This is a genomic window from Pseudomonas sp. UBA6323 (genome assembly GCF_002439135.1).
Lineage (GTDB): Bacteria > Pseudomonadota > Gammaproteobacteria > Pseudomonadales > Pseudomonadaceae > Aquipseudomonas.
Window position 1 is genome coordinate 1 of sequence record NZ_DJSX01000016.1, and the last position, 21,447, is coordinate 21,447.

The window sequence follows — 21,447 nt, forward strand, 5'->3', positions numbered from 1 at the left end:
ACCTCGTCGGCGACCACGGCGAAGCCGCGGCCCATTTCACCGGCGCGAGCGGCCTCGATGGCGGCATTGAGGGCGAGCAGGTTGGTTTGCTCGGCGATGCCGTGAATGACGCCGACCACGCGGCTGATGTGCTGGCTGTCTTCGGCCAGGCGCTCGATGCTGCCGGCGCTCTGCTGCACTCCGCGCGACAGGGCTGCGATGGACTGCTCGACGCGTTCGACCACCTGCTGGCCGGCGCGGGCCAGTTGGTCGGCGTTCAGCGACTGATCGCGGGTGGTGCCGGCGTGATCGGCGATGTGCTGAACCGTCGCCGACATTTCGTTGATCGCGGTGGCGGCCTGGTCGGTTTCGCTCTGCTGGCTGAGCATGCCCTGGCGCACGGCGCCCATGCGTTCGGCCATGTTGCGCGTACCGCTGTTCAACTCGCTGGCGACCTGGCCAACCGTGCCGACCACACGCTGGTAGCCGGCCTGCATGGCATTGAACGCGGCGGCCATCTGGCCGACCTCATCGCGGCTCTCCAGCGGCACGCGCAGCGACAGGTCGCCGCTGCGCTCGGCCTGCAGCATGACGTCCTTTAGCGTGTTGAGGTGGCTGAGCAGGAAGCGGATCAATAGCTGCGAGGCTGCCAGCAGCAACAGCATCAGCACGGCGACCGCCAGGGCGTAGGTGAGGGCGTGCTCGGCGAACAGATCGAGCAGGCTGGGTGCGCGAGCGGTGACCGCCAGGTTGCGCCCATCGCTGAGGGTGACGCGCTGCGCGCCGATCACCGGCGAGTCGCCGAAGCGGGCGTCATGCTCCAGTGGCTGCCAGCCGCTGGCATCGGGGGCACCTTGGGCGCCCGGCAGGCTGCCTTGCAGCACCTGGATATTGGCCGCGCTGGGCAAGGGCGATTGTTGCGGCCACTGTTGCAGCAGGCGCGCCTGCTCCAGCGCAGCCAGCCTGGCATCGGCACTGCGGGCCTGTTGCTCGGTATGCAGGGCGAACAACACCAGCATCAGGCTGATGACGAAGGCAACGGCGTTGACCGCCCAGAATTTGTACTTCAGAGAAAGATTGCTGATCCAGGCGCCCATGCTGTGGTTATCCGTGTCGCTGCATTCACTGTTGGCTATATGCCAGCAGTATGCCGTGGAAAACAACCGGAGTCTTGACGTCAATCAAGACTCCGGTGCCGGACTCTCGAGTATGGCTGGCATGTTGAAGAACGCCCGGGCGCAGGCCGTGGTCTGCGCCGCCAGCGCCTGTTCACTTTCAGCGCGATGCAGGGCCACCTCGCGCAATACCTCGCCGAGGTAGGCCGGCTCGTTACGCCCGCTCTTGGGCTTTGGCCGCAAGCTGCGCGGTAGCAGGAAGGGCGCATCGGTTTCCAGCATCAGGCGCTCGCCAGGGATGTCCTTGAGCAGCGGGTGCAGGTGCGTGCCGCGGCGTTCGTCGCAAACCCAGCCGGTGATGCCAATATGCAGGTCGAGGTCGAGATAGGCATACAGGGCCCGACGCTCGCCCGTGAAACAATGCACCACGGCTGCAGGCAACTGGTCGCGATAGTTGCGCAAAATCTCCAGCATGCGTTGGCTGGCTTCGCGCTCGTGAAGAAACACCGGCATCTGCAACTCGACGGCCAGCGCCAGCTGTTCTTCCAGCGCCTTTTCCTGGGCGGGGCGCGGGGAGAAATCTCGATCGAAATCCAGCCCGCATTCACCAACGGCGCGCACTTGTGGTTGTGCCAATAGCGACTTGAGGGCAGCGCTGCTGGTGTCGTTCCACGAGCTGGCGTCGTGAGGGTGGACCCCGGCGGTGCAGAACAGGCGTTCGCCGTTGGCGTCCAGCTGTCGGCAAAGTGCGAGGCTGGCCTCGCTTTCGTTCAGACTGGTGCCGGTCAGCACCATCTGGCACACGCCAGCGGCGTAGGCACGTTCGACCAGCGCTTCGGCCTGTACCGCGAGGCTGGGGTGGGTGAGATTGACGGCAATATCGATGAGCTGCATGGTGCCACCTGTAGGACGCGAAGGGGCAGAATAGCAGACGCCGTCCGTTCGTCAGGAAGTCGATTTAAAACAATAGGTTGTTGGCTGTTTTTAAGGTTGATGCAAGGTTGCGGGGTGGCGCGGCAACGCTCGGCTGTGCCAATCTCCGCGCCCGCCTTGTTGTCCGGCGGTTTAGGTCTGAAGCCGTCTGTCGCGCATCGGCGAGCAGCAGGCCATCAAGAGGCTTCGGCGGTCAACCGCCTTCCCTGGAGAGTCGATGTCGCGATTGCTGCTGATCCTGTGCCTGTTGGTCGTGCTGCCGTTGCCCGTCAGCGCGCGCCTGGCCGGCCCTCCGGAGGTCGGTAGCCAGACCCGCAGCGCTCGCGACCTGCCGGCTATCCGCAGCAGTGGCGAATTGCGCGTGCTGGTCAACCAGAGCCGCAACAGTTCCGGCTCGGTCAAGGGCCAGAGCATCGGCATCGAATACCACCGCCTGCGCGCTTTCGAGCAATACCTCAATCGCAATGCCCGTGATGGCCGTAGCCTCACGCTGAAGATCATCCCCAAGGCCAAGGATCAGTTGCTCGCTGCATTGCAGCGCGGCGAGGGTGATCTGGTCGCGCCCGGCGAGTTGCTCGATGTGCGGACCGGGCACGATGTCAGTGCCAGCACGGCGATTCGCCGCGAAGTGCCGCTGGTGCTGGTGTCCAAACAGGGCAACCGACATTACCGCAACCTCGAGCAGTTGGCCGGGCGCAGCCTGTCGTTGCCGGCTGGCAGCGCTGTGGGGGAGGCGTTGCGGCGCATCAACCGGCAACTTGCCGACCGCAAGCTGCCACCGATAGTGGTCGAGTGGGTCGATCCTACCCTGGCGGTCGAGGATGTGCTGGAGATGGTCCAGGCAGGCATCTTCGAGCGGACCGCGGTGGAACTGCCGATCGCCGAGCGCTGGGCCAAGGTGATGCCCAGGCTGCGCGTCGACAGGCATCTGGTTCTGGCGCGCGACGGCGACATGAAATGGTTCGTGCGCCCGGATGCGCCGATGCTGCGTGCCAGCATCGACCGCTTCTTCAACGGCTATCAGTCTCCGGCCGACCAGGATGCGGCATTCCAGCGTGTCTATCGTCGTCTGTACAAGGTGCACTCGCCGCTGGGGCGCGCCGAGCGGCAGCGTCTGGAGAAGGTGCGCTCGGTGTTGCAGCAGCATGCCGAGCAGCAGGGCTTCGACTGGCTGATGCTGGCTGCGCTGGCATTCAAGGAGTCGACCCTGAACCCATCGGCGCGCGGCGCGAGCGGTGCGACCGGGCTGATGCAGATCACTCCGGCAGCGGCGCGCAGTGTCGGGGTGAGCAACATCCAGAACCTCAACGGCAACGTTCAGGCCAGCAGCAAGTACCTGGCGATGATTCGGCGCAACTTCTTCAACAGCCCGCAGCTCAACGAACGCGAACGCATGGCTTTCGTGCTGGCTGGTTACAACCTGGGCCCGCAACGGGTGCAGAGCCTGCGCGCCGAGGCGCGCAGGCGGGGACTCAATCCCAATCAATGGTTCTTTCAGGTCGAGCGTGTGGCCATGGAACAGATGGGAATGGGTGTGGTGAGCTATGTGAACGCGGTGAATAAGTACTACCTTGCTTATGACCGTGAGCGCTATTTGCTGGAACCGCAGGGGCGGCGCCTGACGGCCAACTAAATATCTATAAATTCGATTTATATAAGCGGTATTTTGCTATTTTATTATCGAATAAATTGGATATTCTGTGCGCCATCTAACCCACACACCAAAGGAAGCCTTGCAATGAACAACCTGATCAAAAGCATCACCGCCAGCCAGGCCGGTTTCGGTATCACCGTACTGCGCATTATCGCCGGCATCACGTTCGCCGCCCACGGTGCGCAAAAGCTGTTCGGCTGGTTTGGCGGTTATGGCCTGGCGGGTGTCGCACAATGGATGGAAAGCATTGGCCTGGCGCCGGGCTACCTAATGGCGCTGATGGCCGGTAGTGCCGAATTCTTCGGCGGTGTGGCGCTGATCATCGGCCTGCTGGTACGTCCGGCGGCGGCGGTGCTGGCGGTGACCATGTTGGTGGCGATCTTCACCGTGCACCTGGCCAACGGCTTCTTCATGAGCAACAACGGCTATGAGTTCGCCCTGGCTCTGCTGGCCATCAGCGTAGCGCTGCTGATCGAAGGTGCCGGCAAGCTGTCGATCGATAGCAAGCTCGCGCGCTGATCAGGCCAGACACGGGTGGGGGCGTGACGCCATCGTAAAGGTGAAGTGGCCTGAACCCCTCTGCACACTCGTAAACGCCGCGAACCTGATGAAGGTTCGCGGCGTTTTTTGTCGGGGGCAACCATTCGCGGACAAGTCCGTTCCCACAGGTACAGTGGCTGCCTTGCTCTTGTGGGAGCGGACTTGTCCGCGAAAACGTGCTGCGTGCAGGTGATCAGGCTGGCGTCTGCTCGGCCTTCTTCTCCTGCGCGGTAACCTGCTGCGCCAGCTCGATCATCTGTTCGCGCATCCAGCGGTTGGCCGGGTCCTGGTCGGTGCTCTCGTGCCAGTACAGGTGGGTTTCCAGGGCCGGCACGTCACCGACCGGCAGCGTCACGTGGTGCAGGTTGTGGCGACGGGCGAAACGCTCCGGCACGGTCATCACCATGTCGGTCTGCAGCATCACGCTGCTGGCCATCAGATAGTGCTGCGAGCGCAGGGCGATCTTGCGCTGGATGCCCATCTTGCCTAGCGCCAGGTCGACGTAGCCCAGACCGCTGCGGCGGCTGGAAATGTGGATGTGGGTCAGCGACAGGTACTCGTCGAGGCTGATCTTCTCCTTGGCCAGCGGGTGGCCCGGGCGCATGGCGCAGACATAACGATCATCCAGCAGCTTGACGTGACGCACCTGCGGGTCGGTATTAAGTGGGGCATCGACGGCGAAGTCGAGGCGGCCGGCGGCCAGTTCCTTGGTGGTTTCGCGGCGCTTGGCCAGGAAACTCTCGATGCACACGCTTGGGGCCAGGCGGCGCAGGCGCTGGAACAGCGGCGGCAGGAGGATCTGCTCGGAAAGGTCGGTCATGCTGATGCGGTAGGTCTTGCCGGCCTGCTGCGGGTTGAACGTACGGCTTTCCTGTACGGAAACGCGCAATAGCTGCAGGGCGTTGCGCACCGGGCCGATGATGTTCTGCGCCATGGGCGTCGGCACCATGCCCTGAGCGGTACGCACGAACAGCGGGTCGTTGAAGGTTTCGCGCAGGCGGGCGAGGGCATTGGACACCGCCGGCTGGGTAATGCCGACGATCTGTCCGGCACGGGTCAGGTTGGCCTCGGTGTAGATGGCGTCGAAGACGATGAAGAGGTTCAGATCCACCTTGGTCAGGTTCATGCCGGTAGTGCTCCAGGGGCGTCGATATCAATCGATCATATATCGGTTATGAATGTTCATACACGCTGAAAATAGGTTCGATAAATCTTAAGCGCTGTTCTAGCATCATTTCCACAACCTCTCACCCCTTGTCACAAAACAGGTAACCCCATGGATTTCGCCTATTCCCCGAAGGTTCAAGAGCTGCGTGAACGCGTCAGCGCATTCATGGAAGCGCACGTCTATCCGGCTGAAGCGGTGTTTGAGCAGCAGGTGGCCGAGGGCGACCGCTGGCAGCCGACCGCGATCATGGAAGAGCTGAAGACCAAGGCCAAAGCCGAAGGTCTGTGGAACCTGTTCCTGCCCGAATCGGACTACGGTGCGGGCCTGACCAATACCGAATACGCTCCGCTGGCGGAAATCATGGGTCGCTCGCTGATCGGCCCCGAGCCGTTCAATTGCGCCGCGCCGGACACCGGCAACATGGAAGTGCTGGTGCGCTACGGCAACGAGGCGCAGAAGCAGCAATGGCTGGAGCCGCTGCTGTCCGGCGAGATTCGTTCCGCCTTCGCCATGACCGAACCAGGCGTGGCCTCCAGTGATGCCACCAACATGCAGGCCAACGCACGCCGCGAGGGCGATGAGTGGATCATCAACGGTCGCAAGTGGTGGACTTCCGGCGCCTGCGACCCGCGCTGCAAGGTGATGATCTTCATGGGCCTGACCAACCCGGACGCGCCGCGCCACCAGCAGCACTCGATGATCCTGGTGCCGATGGACGCGCCCGGTGTCACCGTGCTGCGTCCGCTGCCGGTGTTCGGCTACGACGATGCCCCGCATGGCCACGCCGAAGTGCTGTTCGAGAACGTGCGCGTGCCTTACGAGAACGTGCTGCTCGGCGAGGGGCGCGGTTTCGAGATTGCCCAGGGGCGCCTCGGCCCAGGGCGTATCCACCACTGCATGCGTTCGATCGGCATGGCCGAGCGAGCCTTGGAACTGATGTGCAAGCGCGCCGTGAGCCGTACCGCCTTCGGCAAGCCGCTGGCGCGCCTGGGCGGCAATATCGACCACATCGCCGATTCGCGTATGGAGATCAACCAGGCTCGCCTGCTGACGCTGAACGCGGCCTACATGATGGATACCGTCGGCAACAAGATCGCCGCCAGCGAAATCGCCCAGATCAAGGTAGTGGCGCCCAACGTGGCGTTGAAGGTGATCGACCGGGCGATCCAGATGCACGGCGGCGCCGGGGTTTCCAACGACTTCCCGCTGGCCTACTGGTACGCCATGCAGCGTACGCTGCGCCTGGCCGACGGCCCGGACGAGGTGCACCGCGCCGCCATCGGCAAGTACGAGATCGGCAAGTACGTGCCGCGTGATGTGATGAAGGCCAGCCGCTGATCCAGTGACTGAAAGAAACGAGGCCCGCTGATGCGGGCCTCTTCTTTTATATCTGCAAGGTCAGGGCAGTCTGTCGTCCGAGCGCTGCGCCTGGCCCAGCCAGCCGAGGCGCATATGCAATTGCGCGGCGAAGGTGCGTGCCGCCAGTTCTTCCTGGAAGGTCAGTGCGCGACGCCCGAATCGTACCTGCCAGAGCCATTGGCCCTGGCGCTCGATGAGTTCTATGCAGACTTCGCGCATCGCCTCTCCTCAGGTGGCGCTGGCCTTGTCCCGGGTTTTCAGCAGCGACAGCAGCACACCGCCGGCCAGCAGGCCCAAGGTTACGCCAAGTGAGAGCAGGGCGGGAACCTTGATCAGGTCGTGCAGGAAGATCTTGCCGCCGATGTACATCAGTACCAGGGCCAGTGCGTACTTCAGGTAGATGAAGCGGTGCATCAGCGCGGCCAGGGCGAAGTACAGCGCGCGCAGGCCGAGAATGGCGAAGATGTTCGAGGTGTAGACGATGAACGGATCCTGCGAGATGGCCAGCACGGCCGGTACGCTGTCCACGGCAAACACCAGGTCGGCCAGTTCGATTAGCACCAGTGCCAGCAGCAGCGGGGTGGCGTACAGCAGCGGCTTGCCGCTGACCTGATCCTTCAGGCGCACCAGGAACTTGCCTTCATGCAGGTCGTCGGTGACGCGAATGTGCTTGCGCACGAAGCGGATCACCGGGTTCTGCGCCAGGTCCGGATGCGATTCTTCATCACTGCCACTGCGCAGCATCTTGATGCCGCTGAACAGCAGGAAGGCACCGAAGATATAGAGGATCCAGTCGAACTGCTGCACCAGGGCCGTGCCCAGGCCGATCATGATCGCGCGCAGCACGATGACCCCGAGGATGCCCCAGAACAGCACCCGATGCTGGTACTTACGCGGGATGTTGAAGTAGCCGAGGATCATCGCCATGACGAAGACGTTGTCCATCGACAGCGATTGTTCCACCAGAAAGCCGGTGTAGTACTCCATCGCCTTGGTGCCGCCGAGCTGCCACCAGATCCAGCCGCCGAAGGCGACACCGACGCTGAAGTATCCGGAATACAGCAACAGGCTCTCACGCATCTCGATTTCATGCTGATCGCGATGCAGCACGCCGAGGTCGAGCACCAGAAGGGTGATGATCAGTACCAGGAAGGCCAGCCAGAACCAGCCGGGTGTACCGAAGATGGGGGATGTCAAAAAGGCAAGTAGAGCGTCCATGAGCCCTCCCTTATGTCTGCCTGAGTTGAAAGAAATCCACTCAGTGACTCCGACATCACGGTGAGAATGCTCACCGCCAGAGGGGCCCGGCGTCACGCGGTGCAAAGGCTAACGCCGCGTCGACAGGCTGCCAAGCCCCCGGGAGAGGAATATTTTCTGGTGTCAGTAAACCCAGACTTCGACGCGGCGATTGCGGATGCGGCCGTTGTCCTGATCGTTGGCCGCCACCGGCAGCTCACTGCCCAGGCCGGTGATCTCGCGAAACAGCACGCCCTGCTTGGCCAGCTCGCGGCGCACCGCCATGGCCCGCAGTTTCGACAGCAGTTCGGCACGCTCGGGGTCGCTCTTCGGGTCGCCGAAACCGACCAGCACCACCTTGTGCTGCAGCTTGTCGTGCTGCTTGAGGTAATCCAGCACGCGCTGCAGGTCGCGGTGGGCCTTGTTGTCAAGCGTCGCGCTGCCTTCCTGGAAACGGAAGTTCACCGAAAGCCGCTGCGCCTGCTGCGCCAGTTGCCTGTAATCGGCCGGCATCTGCGCGTCCGCGGTGACCTTCACTGCCTGGACGGTCTGGGCGATGAACCCGTTGGCGTCGACGATGGCCTGGCCGCGCGGACTGTGGGCGAAGTCGATCAGCGCGCGCGCCCAGGGATTGCTCAACTGCGGATCGTTGTAGAGAAACAGGCGGCGCGCCAGCGGGTAGTCCTCGGTGGCGATCAGCGTGGTGCTCGGCGGCATCGGCTGGGAATCGCCGGCGGCGATGGAAACGGCCTTGGCCTGGCGAATGTAGGGCAGGCCGATGAAGCCAATGCCGTTGGGATCGCCGCTGACCGAGTCGGACAGCTGATTGCTGGACTCGAAGCGTTGCGCGTTGGCCGCCAGGCTGCGTCCGCCCGGCGCCAGCACCAGCTCCTTGAAAGTGTCGTAGGTACCGGAATTGTCGTCGCGCGCGTAGGGGTGGACCTTGCCAGGTTTGCCGCCGAGCGCCGCCCAGTTGTCGATCTCGCCAGAGAACAGTTGCGCGATCTGCTCGACGCTCAGCGTGCCGACAGGGTTGGACGGGTGGACGATGATCGCCAGGCCGTCGATGGCGATGACCTGTTCGCTCTGCGGGCTGCGCAGGTCGCCCAGCGCTGCCAGGCTGACGGCTTCACCGTCCTTGATCGGTCGCGACGAGGCGGCCAGGTCGGTGCTGCCATCCTTGAGTGAGGTGAAGCCGGTACCCGAGCCATGGGCGGCCACTTCGACGATTACCTGGCGGCCATCGCTCCGGCGTGCGAGCACGCGCTGTTCGTTTTCCCGGGTGCCGGCTTCGCTGCGAATGTCTTGCAGGCCTTGCGCCTCGAACAGCCCCTTGACCAGCTCCGGCGCGAGTTTGGCACCAATGGTATTGGAACCCTGAATGCGCAGCACCGCCCGGTTGCCCTCGGAAGCGGGCAGAGCGGCAGCGAAAACGGATAGGGGCAGGGCGTAGCAGATGAAACCGATCAGTAGCAGAGACAGGGTACGACCCCAGAGGTCGCGGTCGGCGGACAGGGCGCGCGGCATGCGGCAGGCACCTTCTAGTGGGTGGGACAAGGTGCCGCGCAGATTAAGTCAGTCAGGTTGCAGTCTTGTGACGAGGCGCGTCATCTGCACGCGCCCGTGTTTCAGCTCAGCTCAAGCCAGATCGGCGCATGATCGGACGGCTTGTCCATGCTGCGCAGGTCATAGTCGATGCCGGCGTCCTTGAAGCGCGCCTGCAGGGGTTGGCTGGCGAGGATCACATCGATGCGCAGGCCGCGTTTGGGCTCGTCTTCGAAGCCGCGGCTGCGGTAGTCGAACCAGCTGAAGCGGTCGTTCACCTCGGGGTTGAGGTGGCGGAAACTGTCCACCAGCCCCCAGTTCTTCAGGGTCGCCAGCCATTCGCGCTCTTCCGGCAGGAAGCTGCACTTGCCTGTTTTCAGCCAACGCAGGCGATTGGGTTCACCGATGCCGATGTCGCAATCCTCGGGGCTGATGTTGATATCGCCCATCACCACCAGCGCCTGCTGCGGGTCGAAGCGCTCCACCAGCAATTGCTGCAGATCGGCATAGAAGCGCTGCTTGGCCGGGAATTTCACGGGATGGTCGCGGCTCTCGCCCTGAGGGAAGTAGCCGTTCATCACGGTGACGGGGTTGCCGTTGGCGTCGGCGAAGGTGCCGTAGATGAAGCGCCGCTGGGAGTCTTCGCCATCACCGGGGAAGCCCTTGTGCAGGCTCAGCGGCTCTTGGCGCGAGAGCAGGGCGACACCGTAGTGGCCCTTCTGGCCGTGGTAATGCACGTGATAGCCGAGCTGGCGGATCTCCGCTTCCGGAAACTGGTCGTCGGCCACCTTGGTTTCCTGCAGGCCGATCACGTCCGGCTGGTGTTTCTCGATCAGGGCCTGCAACTGATGAGGGCGCGCACGCAGGCCATTGATATTGAAGGAGACGATTTTCATGGGCAGCGGGTCCTGGGCAAAAGGCGATGCTAGCCGATCCTCGGCGCTGGCGGCCAGCGCCTGGCAGGTGCCGGGCGGCGGTGCTAAGTTGGCTGTGACGCTCCATACAATAACTAGAGTTGAGGTCCACCATGCCCCATAACGCCCCAGCTGAAGTGCGCATGCTCGATGGTGGTTACGCCCGCGAGGTTCGTTCGCTGCTCTACCACGCCTATCGCCACGAGCCGACCTTCGCCTACCTGTTCGAGGCCGAACGCCCCGGCTTCGACCAGCGCGTGCGCGCGACGATTCGCGAGCTGGTGCAGCAGCATTTCGCCGAGGATCTGCCGGCCATCGGTCTGCTGATCGACGACCGTCTGATCGGCGCAGCACTGATCGCGCCGCCGCAACGGCGCCTGGATATCACCGAGAGCTGGGGCTGGCGCCTGCGCATGCTGTTGAGCACCGGCTTCGGCTGCACCAAACGCTATCTGGAGTACCACGATGCGGTGCTCGCCTGTCTGCCGCCAGGCCCTTATCACGTGCTGCCGCTGCTGGGCATTCACCCGGAGTTCCAGGGGCAGCATCGCGGCGAGCAACTGCTCGAGGCGCTGCACGACTGGTGCGCGCAGGACAGCGGCTCGCAAGGTGTGGTGCTGGACACTGGCGATGCCCGCTACCTGGAGTTCTACCGGCGTCAGGGCTACGAGGAAGTCGGTGAGCTGGCCATTGGCCCGGTGGTCGAGCACGTATTCTTCCACCCCAACCCGCAACCCGTGGTGCGGGCCAGCGCCTGAACTCCGGCTGTCTGGCAGAAGCGTGGCGGCTCTGGCGTGGGCTGTGCGCCGTGGTAGCATCCTTCGCCATGAGCGTATATGGACATCTCCAGCGCAGCCTCGCGCTGCTGCTGATCAGTACGGGGGCCTTCGCCGCAAGCGAGCTGGACGTACGGATCACCCCGAACAATGCGGCCCTCAAGGCCAATATCGAAGGTTACGTCGGCAGCCTCGATGGGCGTGACGCGCAGTCGTTGCGGCGTTTGCGGCGTATCGCCGAGAACGAAGCGGACAAGGCGGCTCAGGCCCTGGGGTATTACCAGGCACGCATTCGCAGCCGTATCGAAGAGGGCGAAACACCGCGTCTGGTACTTGAAGTCGAGCCGGGCGAGCGCGTTCGCCTGCGCAACGTCGACATACGCATCGAAGGGCCGGCCAGCGAGCTGTCGGCCTTTCGCGTCCCCAACGCCAGCCGCCTGCAGCCAGGCTCGGTGCTCAATCACGGACGCTACGAGGATGCCAAGCGGCTGATTCAGAATCAGGCCTCGCGCTACGGTTTCTTCGACGGCCGATTCACCCGTCAGAGTCTGCAGATCGATCCGGCTGCCGGCGTGGCCGACATCGAGCTGGTGTTCAGCAGTGGGGCGCGCTACAGCCTGGGGGATATCGCCTTCAGCGGCGACTTCCCGCTCGACGAAGAACTGCTGCTGCGCATGGTGCCGTTCGACCCGGACACCCCCTACGATTCCGAACTGATTGCCGAGCTGTATCAGGCGCTGCAGTCCAGCGGCTATTTCGAGTCGGTAAGGGTCGACGCTATTCCCACCCAGGCCGATCAGTTGCGCATCCCGGTAGCGGTGGCGCTGCAGGTGCGCGAACCCCGCACCATGGGCCTGGGGCTGGGGTTCTCCACCGATGTCGGTCCGCGCCTGCGCGCCAACTGGACGCGTCATTGGCGCAACCCGCAGGGGCACAGCTACGGGGTGGAAACCGAGCTCTCCGCCCCCCGGCAGAACGTCGGCCTGTGGTACGACATTCCCGGCGATCCACCGCTGACCGACAAGCTGCGCCTGGCCGGCGGCTATCAATATGAAGAGCTGGCCAGCAACGACAGCCTGAGCCGTCTGCTCACCCTCGGCCCGGAGTGGCACAGCCAGCGCCCCGGTGGCTGGCAGCGTGTGCTGTCGGTGAAATGGCAGCGCGAGGAATACCGCCTGGGCGACGATTCCGGCTTGAGCACCCTGTTGATGCCGGGGGTGAGTTACTCGCGACTGCGCAGCGACAATCGTCTCGATCCGAACCAGGGTTACCGCGTGCAGTTCGACTTGCGCGGCGCCGTCGAAGGCGTGTTGTCCGACGCCAATGTGTTGCACGGCAACGTCATGCTCAAGGGCCTGACCACGGTATTCGACAATCATCGTCTGCTCGGTCGCGTGCAGTTCGGCGGGACCGAAACCAATGGCTTCTCGGCGGTGCCGCCGTCGCTGCGCTTCTTTGCTGGCGGCGATCAGAGCGTGCGCGGCTACGATTACCAGAGCCTGTCGCCGGAGAACAATCGCGGCGACAAGATCGGCGGCCGCTACCTGTTCGCGGCCAGTGCCGAGTATCAGTACAGCCTCACCGACAAGTGGCGCCTGGCGACCTTCATCGACCAGGGCAATTCGTTCAATTCGCTGGATTTCCCCACCCTCAAGACCGGCGTCGGTTTCGGCGTGCGCTGGGTTTCGCCGGTCGGTCCGCTGCGTCTGGATCTAGCCCATGCACTGGATGACGATGGCGGCGTGCGCCTGCATTTCTCCATGGGGCCTGAACTATGATCCGGCGTGTGCTGAAATGGCTGGCCATCGGCCTGTTCAGCCTGGTGCTGCTGTTCGCCGCTGCGCTGTGGGTGCTGCTTGGCACCCAAGGTGGCAGTCGCTGGCTGCTGGCGCAGGTGCCGGGGCTGCAGGCCGACAACTTCCAGGGGCGCCTGGGCGGGGCCTGGCAGGCCGAGGCGCTGCTCTGGCAGCAGGACGCGATGCGTGTGGAGCTGCAGCAACTGGAAATGGCCTGGTCGCCGTCCTGCCTGCTGCACCTGACGCTGTGCATCGACCGCCTGCACCTGCAGCAGGCGGCGCTCGACCTGCCGCCCAGCGCTGAGCCAAGCAACGAGCCGTTCAGCCTGCCAGACCTGAATCTGCCGCTGCGCCTGCAACTGGGCGACATCCAGCTGGGCGAGTTGCGCCTGGACGGTCAGGCGCAACTGAGCGATCTCGAACTGATCGCCAGTTGGAACGAGCAGGGTGTCGAGTTGCAGCGTCTGGCCCTGCAGCGCGATGACCTGCGCCTGGATGCCAGCGGTAGCCTGACCCCGCATGGCGATTGGCCGCTGGCATTGACTGGGCGCCTGCAGTTGCCGGAAGTCGATGGCAAGCCCTGGCAGGTGGCGCTGCAGGTCGGCGGTGAGCTGCAGCGCAGCCTGGAACTCGAAGCCGACAGCAGCGGTTATCTCGATGCCCGTTTGCAAGGCACCGTGCAGGCCCTGGCCGAGAATCTACCGGCCGAGCTGCGCCTGACCAGCCGCGACTTCCAGGCCAGCAATGCCTTGCCGCCGACCCTGCGCCTGCAGGACCTGCAACTGCAGGCCAAAGGCGATCTGGCGGCCGGCTATCGCGTCGAAGGCACCGCGAGCCTGCCCGCCGAGCAGGCGCCGATGCCGCTGCAACTGAAAGGGCGGGTCGATGCCGCCGGTGCGGATATCGAACTGCTGCGTATCCAGGCCGAAGCCCAGCATGTCCAGGCCGAGGGCAAGCTGGCCTGGAGCGAAGCGCTCACCATCGATGCGCAGCTGGATTGGCTGGATTTTCCCTGGCAGCGTCTCTACCCGATGGACGAGCCGCCGCCGGTGGCGCTGCGCGCCTTGCAGGCCGAAGTCAGCTATAGCGGGGGCAACTACCTGGGCAACTTCGCTGCGCAACTGCAGGGCCCAGCGGGTGATTTCAGCCTGAGCAGCCCGGTCAGTGGCGATCTGGGCCAGGTCAGCCTGCCGCAACTGCAACTGGTGGCCGGTCAGGGCCGCGCTGAAGGCGTGCTCAAGCTGGGCTTTGCCGAAGGTATCGACTGGCAGGCCATGTTGCAGCTCAGCGCCCTCGACCCCGGTTACTGGCTGGCGGAAATGCGGGGCAATCTGGCTGGCCCGCTGAGCACGTCGGGCAGCTTCAACGCCGGTAAGCTGCAGGCCGAGGCCGATATCGACCTCAATGGCCGCCTGCGTGGCCAGCCGGCGCAATTGCAGGTGCAGGGCGCCGGTAGTGGAGAACAGTGGCAACTGCAGCGCCTGCTGGTACGCCTGGGCGACAATCGGGTCAGCGGCCAGGGCGGGCTGGACCAGCGTTTGCGCGGTCAGCTGGAGCTGGCCTTGCCGCGCCTGGGGCAACTCTGGCCCGGCCTGCAGGGCCAGATGCAAGGTACGCTTTCGCTGGCCGGCAGCTTGCAGGCCCCGCAAGGGCAACTGGCGTTGACCGGTGAGCGTCTGGCATTCGGCGACCCCAGCCTGCGTCGCCTGCAGCTGGACGCGACACTGGATGCTCGCCAGCAGGCGCGCATCGACCTGAATCTGCGCGGTATCCGTATCGGCGAAACCTATCTCGGACGCCTGCAGGCCGAGGGCCGTGGCGATCAGCGTCGCCAGGCGCTGGACATCGACTTGCAAGGCCCGCTGCTGCAACTGGCGCTGGCGCTGGACGGTAACTTGAGCGAGCAGGGCGACTGGCGCGGGCGCATTGCCAGTGGTCGGGTGCAGAGTGGCGGGCAGGATTGGCAGCTGCAGCAGGCTGCGAGCCTGGAGCGCCTGGCCAGCGGCCGGCTGAACCTGGGTGCACATTGCTGGCAATCCGGCGATGCCAGCCTGTGCGGCGGGCAACAGCGGCTGATGCCGCAGCCCAGCCTGGACTGGCGCCTGGAGAACTTTCCGCTGGCCAGCCTGCAGCCCTGGTTGCCCGAGGATTTCGCCTGGCAGGGGCGCCTGGACGGTCAGCTCAAGGTCGAGCTGCCCGACAGCGGCCCCAACGGCCAGGTCACGCTGGACGCCGGTGGCGGCAACCTGCGCATTCGCCAGCCGGATGACGAGCAGTGGCTGGATTTCCCCTACGACAGCCTGCGCCTGAACAGTACGCTGCGCCCGCAGCGGGTGGACAGTGAGCTGCGCTTCGTCAGCGCTCGCCTGGGCGAACTGCTGTTGCAGGCGCGCATCGATCCGCGTCCGGCGAATAAACCGGTCGATGGCGAGTTTCGCCTGAGCGGCTTCGACTTGGCCGTGCTGCGCCCCTTCGTGCCCATGGCGGAACGGCTTCAAGGCACGCTGCAGGGCAGCGGCACGATCAGCGGCCAGCTATTGGCACCGCAGATCAACGGGCAACTGCGCCTTGATGGTGGCGAGCTGTCCGGCAGCGAACTGCCGGTGAGCCTGGAGGGTTTGCAGGTGCAGGCCTTGATTGCGGGTGAGCAGGTGCAGCTGTCCGGCGATTGGCGCAGCGGCGAGCAGGGCCGCGGCAGCCTGCGCGGTGAAATCGCCTGGGCCGAAGGCCTGAGCGGCGATCTGTCACTGCAGGGGCAGCGCCTGCCGGTGAAGGTCGAGCCCTATGCCGAGCTGGAAGTGGAGCCCGATCTGCAATTGCAGCTGCGTGCCCAGCGCCTGGCGGTCAGTGGCAAGGTCGGTGTGCCACGCGGGCTGATCAGCGTCCGTGAACTGCCGCCCTCGACGGTGAAGATCTCCGGCGACGCGCGGGTGGTAGGGCGCGAAGTGCCCGAGGCCGAACAGGGTCTGGGCATCGCCATGGATGTCGATGTCGAAGTCGGGCAGGACAAGCTGGCCTTCAGTGGCTTCGGCCTGACCGCCGACCTGCGCGGGCGTGTGCATATCGGCGACAACCTCGATACCCGTGGTGAACTGGATCTGGCCAATGGTCGCTATCGTGCCTACGGCCAGCGCCTGACCATTCGCCGTGCGCGGCTGTTGTTCACCGGGCCGATCGATCAGCCGTTCCTCGATGTCGAGGCGATTCGCAAGGTGGACAATGTCGTGGCCGGTATACGCCTTTCCGGTAATGCCGAACAGCCCAGCACCACGGTGTTCGCCGAGCCGGCGATGAGCCAGGAACAGGCGCTGTCCTATCTGGTGCTGGGGCGGCCGCTGGGGCAGAGCAGCGGTGACAACAACATGCTCGGCCAGGCGGCGCTGGCACTCGGCCTGGCGGGCAGCAGTTCGATTACTACCGGCCTGGCCAACAGCCTGGGTATTCAGGATTTCCAGCTCGATACCGAGGGCAGCGGCGTGACCACCAGCGTGGTGGCCAGCGGCAGTATCACCGAGCGCCTGAGCCTGCGTTACGGCGTCGGCGTATTCGAGCCAGCCAACACCATCGCCCTGCGTTACGAGCTGACCCGACGCCTGTACCTGGAGGCCGCCAGCGGTCTGGCCAGTTCGCTCGATCTGTTCTACCGGCGGGATTTCTGATGGCGGTGCGAGCTTTGGCTAAATCCCTACTGGGCCGCGGGTGTATCGACGCCGCTTCTGCGCTAGGCTGGAGCCTTGGTCGGGCCCGTGACCTGCCATTCGATGGGGCGTTGCCCCTGTCTAACATCTGCCCTACAACTTTCTGAACGATAAGGAAACTCCCATGGCGCAAGTCACTCTCAAAGGCAATCCGGTGCAGGTCGACGGCCAACTGCCGCAGGCCGGTCAACAGGCGCCGGCTTTCAGCCTGGTCGCTGGCGACCTGAGCGACGTCACCCTGGCCAGCCTGGCCGGCAAGCGCAAGGTGCTGAACATCTTCCCGAGCGTCGATACGCCGACCTGCGCCACCTCCGTGCGCACGTTCAACGCCGAAGCCAGCCAGCTGAGCAACACCGTGGTGCTGTGCATCTCTGCCGACCTGCCGTTCGCCCAGGCGCGCTTCTGCGGCGCCGAAGGCCTGGAAAGCGTGGTCAACCTGTCCACCCTGCGTGGTGCCGACTTCCTCAAGAGCTACGGTGTGGCCATTGCCAGCGGCCCGCTGACCGGCCTGGCTGCGCGTGCCGTGGTGGTGCTGGACGAGCAGGACAAGGTGCTGCATAGCGAACTGGTTGGCGAAATCGCCCACGAGCCGGACTACGCTGCGGCGCTGGCCGTACTCAAGTAAGATTCAGGAAACACCGAACGGCCTGCCATGCAGGCCGTTTTCATTTGTCGGCGCAAAAATGCCGCGTGCGGCTTCAGAAGCCGCAGACCAGAGCGTCTCGTTCAGGCCCCGCGGTAAACAGTGGTTACGTAAGAAGAGAGTAAAAAGCCGGTAAATAGGCTTTGCTTGCAGCCGACCAGTGCTTATCGTTCCGACTCCTAAAAGAAGTGATCCGTTTCCTGCCATGTCCAGCACCTCCTCGAATGCCTCCCGCACCTCCCGCCAATGGCTGATCGGCCTGACGCTGCTCGCCGTGCTGCTACTCCTGCTGTGGTGGTTCTGGCCGAGTCAGCCGCAGTCCCAACAGATGGGCCGTAGCCGCTTCGGTGACATGGGGCCGGTGCCGGTGCGCGTGGCCGAAGTGGTGCAGGGCGAGTTCGCCATCGAGCTCAAGGCACTGGGCACGGTGACCGCCTACAACACGGTCAATGTGCGCTCGCGGGTCGACGGCGAGCTGGTCAAGGTGTTGTTCGAAGAGGGGCAGCAGGTCAAGGCCGGCGATCTGCTCGCGGTGATCGACCCGCGTTCCTATCAGGTCGCGCTACAGCAGGCGCAGGGCGCGCTGCAGGAGAATCAGGCGCAACTGAAGAACGCCGAACTGGATCTGCAGCGCTACAAGGGGCTGTACGCCGAAGACAGCATCGCCAAGCAGACCCTCGACACCCAGCAGGCGCTGGTCAATCAGTACCGCGGCAGCCTGCAGAGCAACCAGGCGGACGTTGCCACGGCCAAGCTCAACCTCGACTTCACCCAGATTCGCGCTCCCATTGCCGGGCGCCTCGGCCTGCGCCAACTGGATATCGGCAACCTAGTCAGCAGCGGCGACACCACGCCGCTGGTGGTGATCACCCAGGCCGATCCGATTTCGGTGATTTTCACCATCCCCGAGGGCGACCTGCCTGCGGTGCTGCAGCGCAGGCGCGACGGCGCGACCCTGGCGGTCGAAGCCTGGGACCGTGGCGAGCGCCTGAAGCTGGCCGAGGGCGTACTGGAGAGTCTGGACAACCAGATCGACACCGCCACCGGTACGGTCAAGCTCAAGGCGCGCTTCGACAACGCCGAGCAGATGCTCTTCCCCAACCAGTTCGTCAACGTGCGCCTGCGCGTGGATACCCGCGAGGCGGCCACCATCATTCCGTCGGCTGCAGTGCAGTTTGGTACCCGCGGCACCTTCGTCTATGCGGTAGACGGCGACAACAAGGTGAGCATCCGCCCCGTCAGCATTATTGCCAGCGATGCCGAGCGCAGCATGGTTGCCGACGGCGTTCAGCGCGGCGAGCGGCTGGTGCTGGAGGGCACCGATCGCCTGCGTGACGGCAGTGAAGTGCAGGTGGTCGATCCGCAGGCGGCGCAGACGAGCGAGGCTGGAGAACGGGGCGAGTCGGGCCGCGCTGGCGCACGGAACGACGCATGAATATCTCGCGCCCGTTCATCCTGCGGCCGGTCGCCACCACGCTGTTGATGGTGGCGATCTTCCTCAGCGGCCTGATCGCCTATCGCCTGCTGCCGGTGTCGGCGCTGCCGGAAGTCGACTATCCGACCATCCGCGTGCTGACCCTGTACCCAGGCGCCAGCCCGGATGTAATGACCAGCGCCGTGACGGCGCCGCTGGAGCGCCAGTTCGGGCAGATGGCGGGGCTCAAGCAGATGTCCTCGACCAGCTCCGGTGGCGCCTCGGTGATCACCCTGCGCTTCAATCTGGATGTTTCCCTGGCGGTGGCCGAGCAGGAGGTGCAGGCGGCGATCAACGCGGCGAGCAACCTGCTACCGGGCGATCTGCCGGCACCGCCGGTGTACAACAAGGTCAACCCGGCCGATACGCCGGTGCTGACCCTGGCGGTGAGTTCAAAGACGCTGCCGCTGCCGCAGGTCAACGATCTGGTCGATACCCGCCTGGCGCAGAAGCTCGCGCAAACCAGTGGCGTCGGCCTGGTGACCCTGGCCGGCGGGCAGCGTCCGGCGGTGCGTATCCGCGTCAACCCCGAGGCGCTGGCGTCCTATGGCCTGAGTCTGGCCGACGTGCGCAGCCTGATCACCGCCAGCAACGTCAACCAGCCCAAGGGCAACTTCGATGGGCCGACACGCGTTTCCCAGCTCGATGCCAACGATCAGCTGAAATCCGTCGACGAATACCGCGAACTGATCCTCAGCTATCAGAACGGCGCCGCACTGCGCCTGAAAGATGTCGCCGAGATCATCGATGGCGCCGAGAACGAGCGCCTGGCCGCCTGGGCCAACCGCAATCAGGCGGTGCTGGTCAACGTGCAGCGCCAGCCGGGTGCCAACGTCATCGACGTGGTCGACCGTATCCAGACCCTGCTGCCGCACCTGACCGAGGGCCTGCCGGCCAGCGTCGAGGTCAAGGTGCTTACCGACCGCACGCAGACCATCCGCGCCGCTGTGCGCGACGTGCAGCACGAGTTGCTGCTGGCCATCGCCCTGGTGGTGATGGTGACCTTCCTGTTCCTGCGCAAGCTGTCGGCGACCATCATCCCGTCGATCGTCGTGCCGCTGTCGCTGATCGGCACCTTCGGCGTGATGTACCTGGCCGGCTTCACCATCAACAACCTGACACTGATGGCGCTGACCATCGCCACCGGTTTCGTGGTCGACGACGCCATCGTCATGCTGGAGAACATCGCGCGCCATCTGGAGGAGGGCGAAACGCCCCTCAATGCCGCGCTCAAGGGCGCCCGGCAGATCGGCTTCACCCTGGTTTCGCTGACCTTGTCGCTGATCGCCGTACTGATTCCGCTGCTGTTCATGGCCGATGTGGTGGGCCGCTTGTTCCGCGAGTTCGCCATCACCCTGGCGGTGGCCATCATGATTTCCTTGGTGGTGTCGCTGACCCTGACGCCGATGATGTGCGCGCGCCTGCTCAAGGCGGAGAAAGCGGAGAACGAAGGGCGCTTCTATCAGGCTGCCGGTGGCTTCATCGATGCCATGATCGAGCGCTACGGCGTCTGGCTGCAGTGGGTGCTCAAGCATCAGCCGCTGACGCTGCTGGTGGCCATCGCGACGCTGGGTCTGACCGTGCTGCTGTACCTGGTCGTGCCCAAGGGCTTCTTCCCGGTGCAGGACACCGGGGTGATCCAGGGCATTTCCGAGGCGCCGCAGTCGATTTCCTTCGCCGCCATGAGCGAACGCCAGCAGCGTCTGGCCGACGTGATCCTGCGTGATCCGGCGGTGGCCAGCCTGTCCTCGTCGATAGGTGTAGATGGCGATAACCCGACGCTCAACAGCGGTCGCCTGCTGATCAACCTGAAGACTCATGCCGAACGCGATGTCACCGCCAGTGAGGTAATCGAACGGCTGCGCCCGGAACTGGCGAAGATTCCCGGTATCGAGCTGTTCATGCAGCCGGTGCAGGACCTGACCATCGAGGATCGCATCAGCCGCACCCAGTTCCAGTTCACCCTGGAGTCGCCCGACAGCCAACTGCTGGAAGACTGGACGCCGCGCCTGGTCGAAGCCCTGCGCGAGCAGCCCGAGCAGCCCGAGCTGACCGATGTGGCCAGCGACCTGCAGAACCGTGGTCTGCAGGTGTACCTGGATATCGATCGCGACGCTGCCGCGCGCCTGGGCATCAGCGTCGGCAATATCGACGACGCGCTGTATGACGCCTTCGGCCAGCGCCAGATCAGTACCATCTACACCCAGGCCAGCCAGTACCGCGTGGTGCTGGAAAGCCGCGATGGCGGGCGCATCGGCCTGGCCGCGCTGCGCCAGATCCACGTCGCTACCGGCGAAGGCCAGCAGGTACCGCTGTCATCCCTGGCGCACATCGAGGAGCGTCCGGCCAGCCTGCTGATCAACCATATCGGCCAATTCCCGGCAGTGACCCTGTCGTTCAACCTGGCGCCGGGCGTGTCGCTGGGCGAGGCGGTCGAGGTGATCGAGCGGGTGGAGCAGGAAATCGGCCTGCCGCTGTCCATCAACACCCAGTTCCAGGGCGCTGCCGAGGCCTTCCGTGCCTCGCTGTCGTCGACCCTGCTGCTGATCTTGGCTGCCATCGTCACCATGTACATCGTGCTCGGCGTGCTTTACGAGAGCTACATCCACCCGATCAC

General features: G+C 64.5%; 16 protein-coding genes. 9 read left to right on the top strand and 7 right to left on the bottom strand.

The features are described 5' to 3' along the window. A partial coding sequence (locus B3P22_RS04730; protein WP_296270099.1) for a methyl-accepting chemotaxis protein occupies positions 1 to 1,076 on the bottom strand: 1,076 nt, incomplete at its 3' end. An 84-nt stretch (positions 1,077 to 1,160) separates the two neighbouring features. Further along, positions 1,161 to 1,988: a TatD family hydrolase gene (locus B3P22_RS04735; protein WP_296270102.1), complete on the bottom strand. Its 828-nt coding sequence runs from the start codon at positions 1,986 to 1,988 to the stop codon at positions 1,161 to 1,163. A gap of 256 nt (positions 1,989 to 2,244) precedes the next feature. On the opposite strand from B3P22_RS04735, the gene B3P22_RS04740 reads away from it, so the two are divergent. Beyond that, a complete protein-coding gene (locus B3P22_RS04740) occupies positions 2,245 to 3,660 on the top strand; it encodes a transglycosylase SLT domain-containing protein (protein ID WP_296270103.1) in 1,416 nt (471 codons plus the stop codon). 105 nt (positions 3,661 to 3,765) lie between these two features. Then, on the top strand, positions 3,766 to 4,200 hold the full coding sequence (locus B3P22_RS04745) for a DoxX family protein (RefSeq protein ID WP_296270104.1): 435 nt from the start codon (positions 3,766 to 3,768) through the stop codon (positions 4,198 to 4,200). 214 nt (positions 4,201 to 4,414) lie between these two features. On the opposite strand, the gene B3P22_RS04750 is transcribed toward B3P22_RS04745, so the two are convergent. After that, a complete protein-coding gene (locus B3P22_RS04750; protein ID WP_296270105.1) occupies positions 4,415 to 5,347 on the bottom strand; it encodes a LysR family transcriptional regulator in 933 nt (310 codons plus the stop codon). Between the two features lie 150 nt (positions 5,348 to 5,497). Between B3P22_RS04750 and B3P22_RS04755 the strand changes: the two genes are divergently transcribed. Further along, positions 5,498 to 6,727: an acyl-CoA dehydrogenase gene (locus B3P22_RS04755; RefSeq protein WP_296270106.1), complete on the top strand. Its 1,230-nt coding sequence runs from the start codon at positions 5,498 to 5,500 to the stop codon at positions 6,725 to 6,727. A 60-nt stretch (positions 6,728 to 6,787) separates the two neighbouring features. Here B3P22_RS04755 and B3P22_RS04760 read toward each other — a convergent pair whose 3' ends face one another. From B3P22_RS04760 to xthA, 4 genes are all read right to left on the bottom strand, one after another. Further along, positions 6,788 to 6,967, bottom strand: a complete 180-nt coding sequence (locus B3P22_RS04760) for a hypothetical protein (RefSeq protein WP_197856487.1) — start codon at positions 6,965 to 6,967, stop codon at positions 6,788 to 6,790. Positions 6,968 to 6,976: 9 nt separating this feature from the next. Beyond that, positions 6,977 to 7,966: a TerC family protein gene (locus B3P22_RS04765; RefSeq protein ID WP_275544977.1), complete on the bottom strand. Its 990-nt coding sequence runs from the start codon at positions 7,964 to 7,966 to the stop codon at positions 6,977 to 6,979. Positions 7,967 to 8,128: 162 nt separating this feature from the next. Beyond that, positions 8,129 to 9,511, bottom strand: coding sequence for a substrate-binding domain-containing protein (locus tag B3P22_RS04770; protein WP_296270110.1), 1,383 nt, complete (start codon positions 9,509 to 9,511; stop codon positions 8,129 to 8,131). Between the two features lie 101 nt (positions 9,512 to 9,612). Then, positions 9,613 to 10,425, bottom strand: a complete 813-nt coding sequence (xthA, locus tag B3P22_RS04775; RefSeq protein WP_296270112.1) for an exodeoxyribonuclease III — start codon at positions 10,423 to 10,425, stop codon at positions 9,613 to 9,615. 131 nt (positions 10,426 to 10,556) lie between these two features. On the opposite strand from xthA, the gene B3P22_RS04780 reads away from it, so the two are divergent. The 6 genes from B3P22_RS04780 to B3P22_RS04805 form a co-directional block, all read left to right on the top strand. Next, a complete protein-coding gene (locus B3P22_RS04780; RefSeq protein ID WP_275544980.1) occupies positions 10,557 to 11,201 on the top strand; it encodes a GNAT family N-acetyltransferase in 645 nt (214 codons plus the stop codon). 68 nt (positions 11,202 to 11,269) lie between these two features. After that, the gene (locus B3P22_RS04785) at positions 11,270 to 12,997 is read left to right on the top strand and encodes an autotransporter assembly complex protein TamA (RefSeq protein ID WP_296270114.1); all 1,728 of its coding nucleotides are present in this window, start codon (positions 11,270 to 11,272) and stop codon (positions 12,995 to 12,997) included. Continuing rightward, positions 12,994 to 16,674: a translocation/assembly module TamB domain-containing protein gene (locus B3P22_RS04790; RefSeq protein WP_296270115.1), complete on the top strand. Its 3,681-nt coding sequence runs from the start codon at positions 12,994 to 12,996 to the stop codon at positions 16,672 to 16,674. The genes B3P22_RS04785 and B3P22_RS04790 overlap by 4 nt, the downstream gene beginning before the upstream one ends. Before the next feature lie 163 nt (positions 16,675 to 16,837). Continuing rightward, positions 16,838 to 17,338 carry a thiol peroxidase gene (gene tpx, locus B3P22_RS04795; protein ID WP_296270116.1) on the top strand — a complete coding sequence of 167 codons (501 nt, stop codon included), beginning with the start codon at positions 16,838 to 16,840 and terminating at the stop codon, positions 17,336 to 17,338. Between the two features lie 223 nt (positions 17,339 to 17,561). Beyond that, positions 17,562 to 18,791, top strand: coding sequence for an MdtA/MuxA family multidrug efflux RND transporter periplasmic adaptor subunit (locus B3P22_RS04800; protein ID WP_296270117.1), 1,230 nt, complete (start codon positions 17,562 to 17,564; stop codon positions 18,789 to 18,791). Continuing rightward, the coding region (locus tag B3P22_RS04805) for an efflux RND transporter permease subunit (RefSeq protein ID WP_296270119.1) at positions 18,788 to 21,447 on the top strand (2,660 nt) is incomplete at its 3' end. The genes B3P22_RS04800 and B3P22_RS04805, both read left to right, overlap by 4 nt.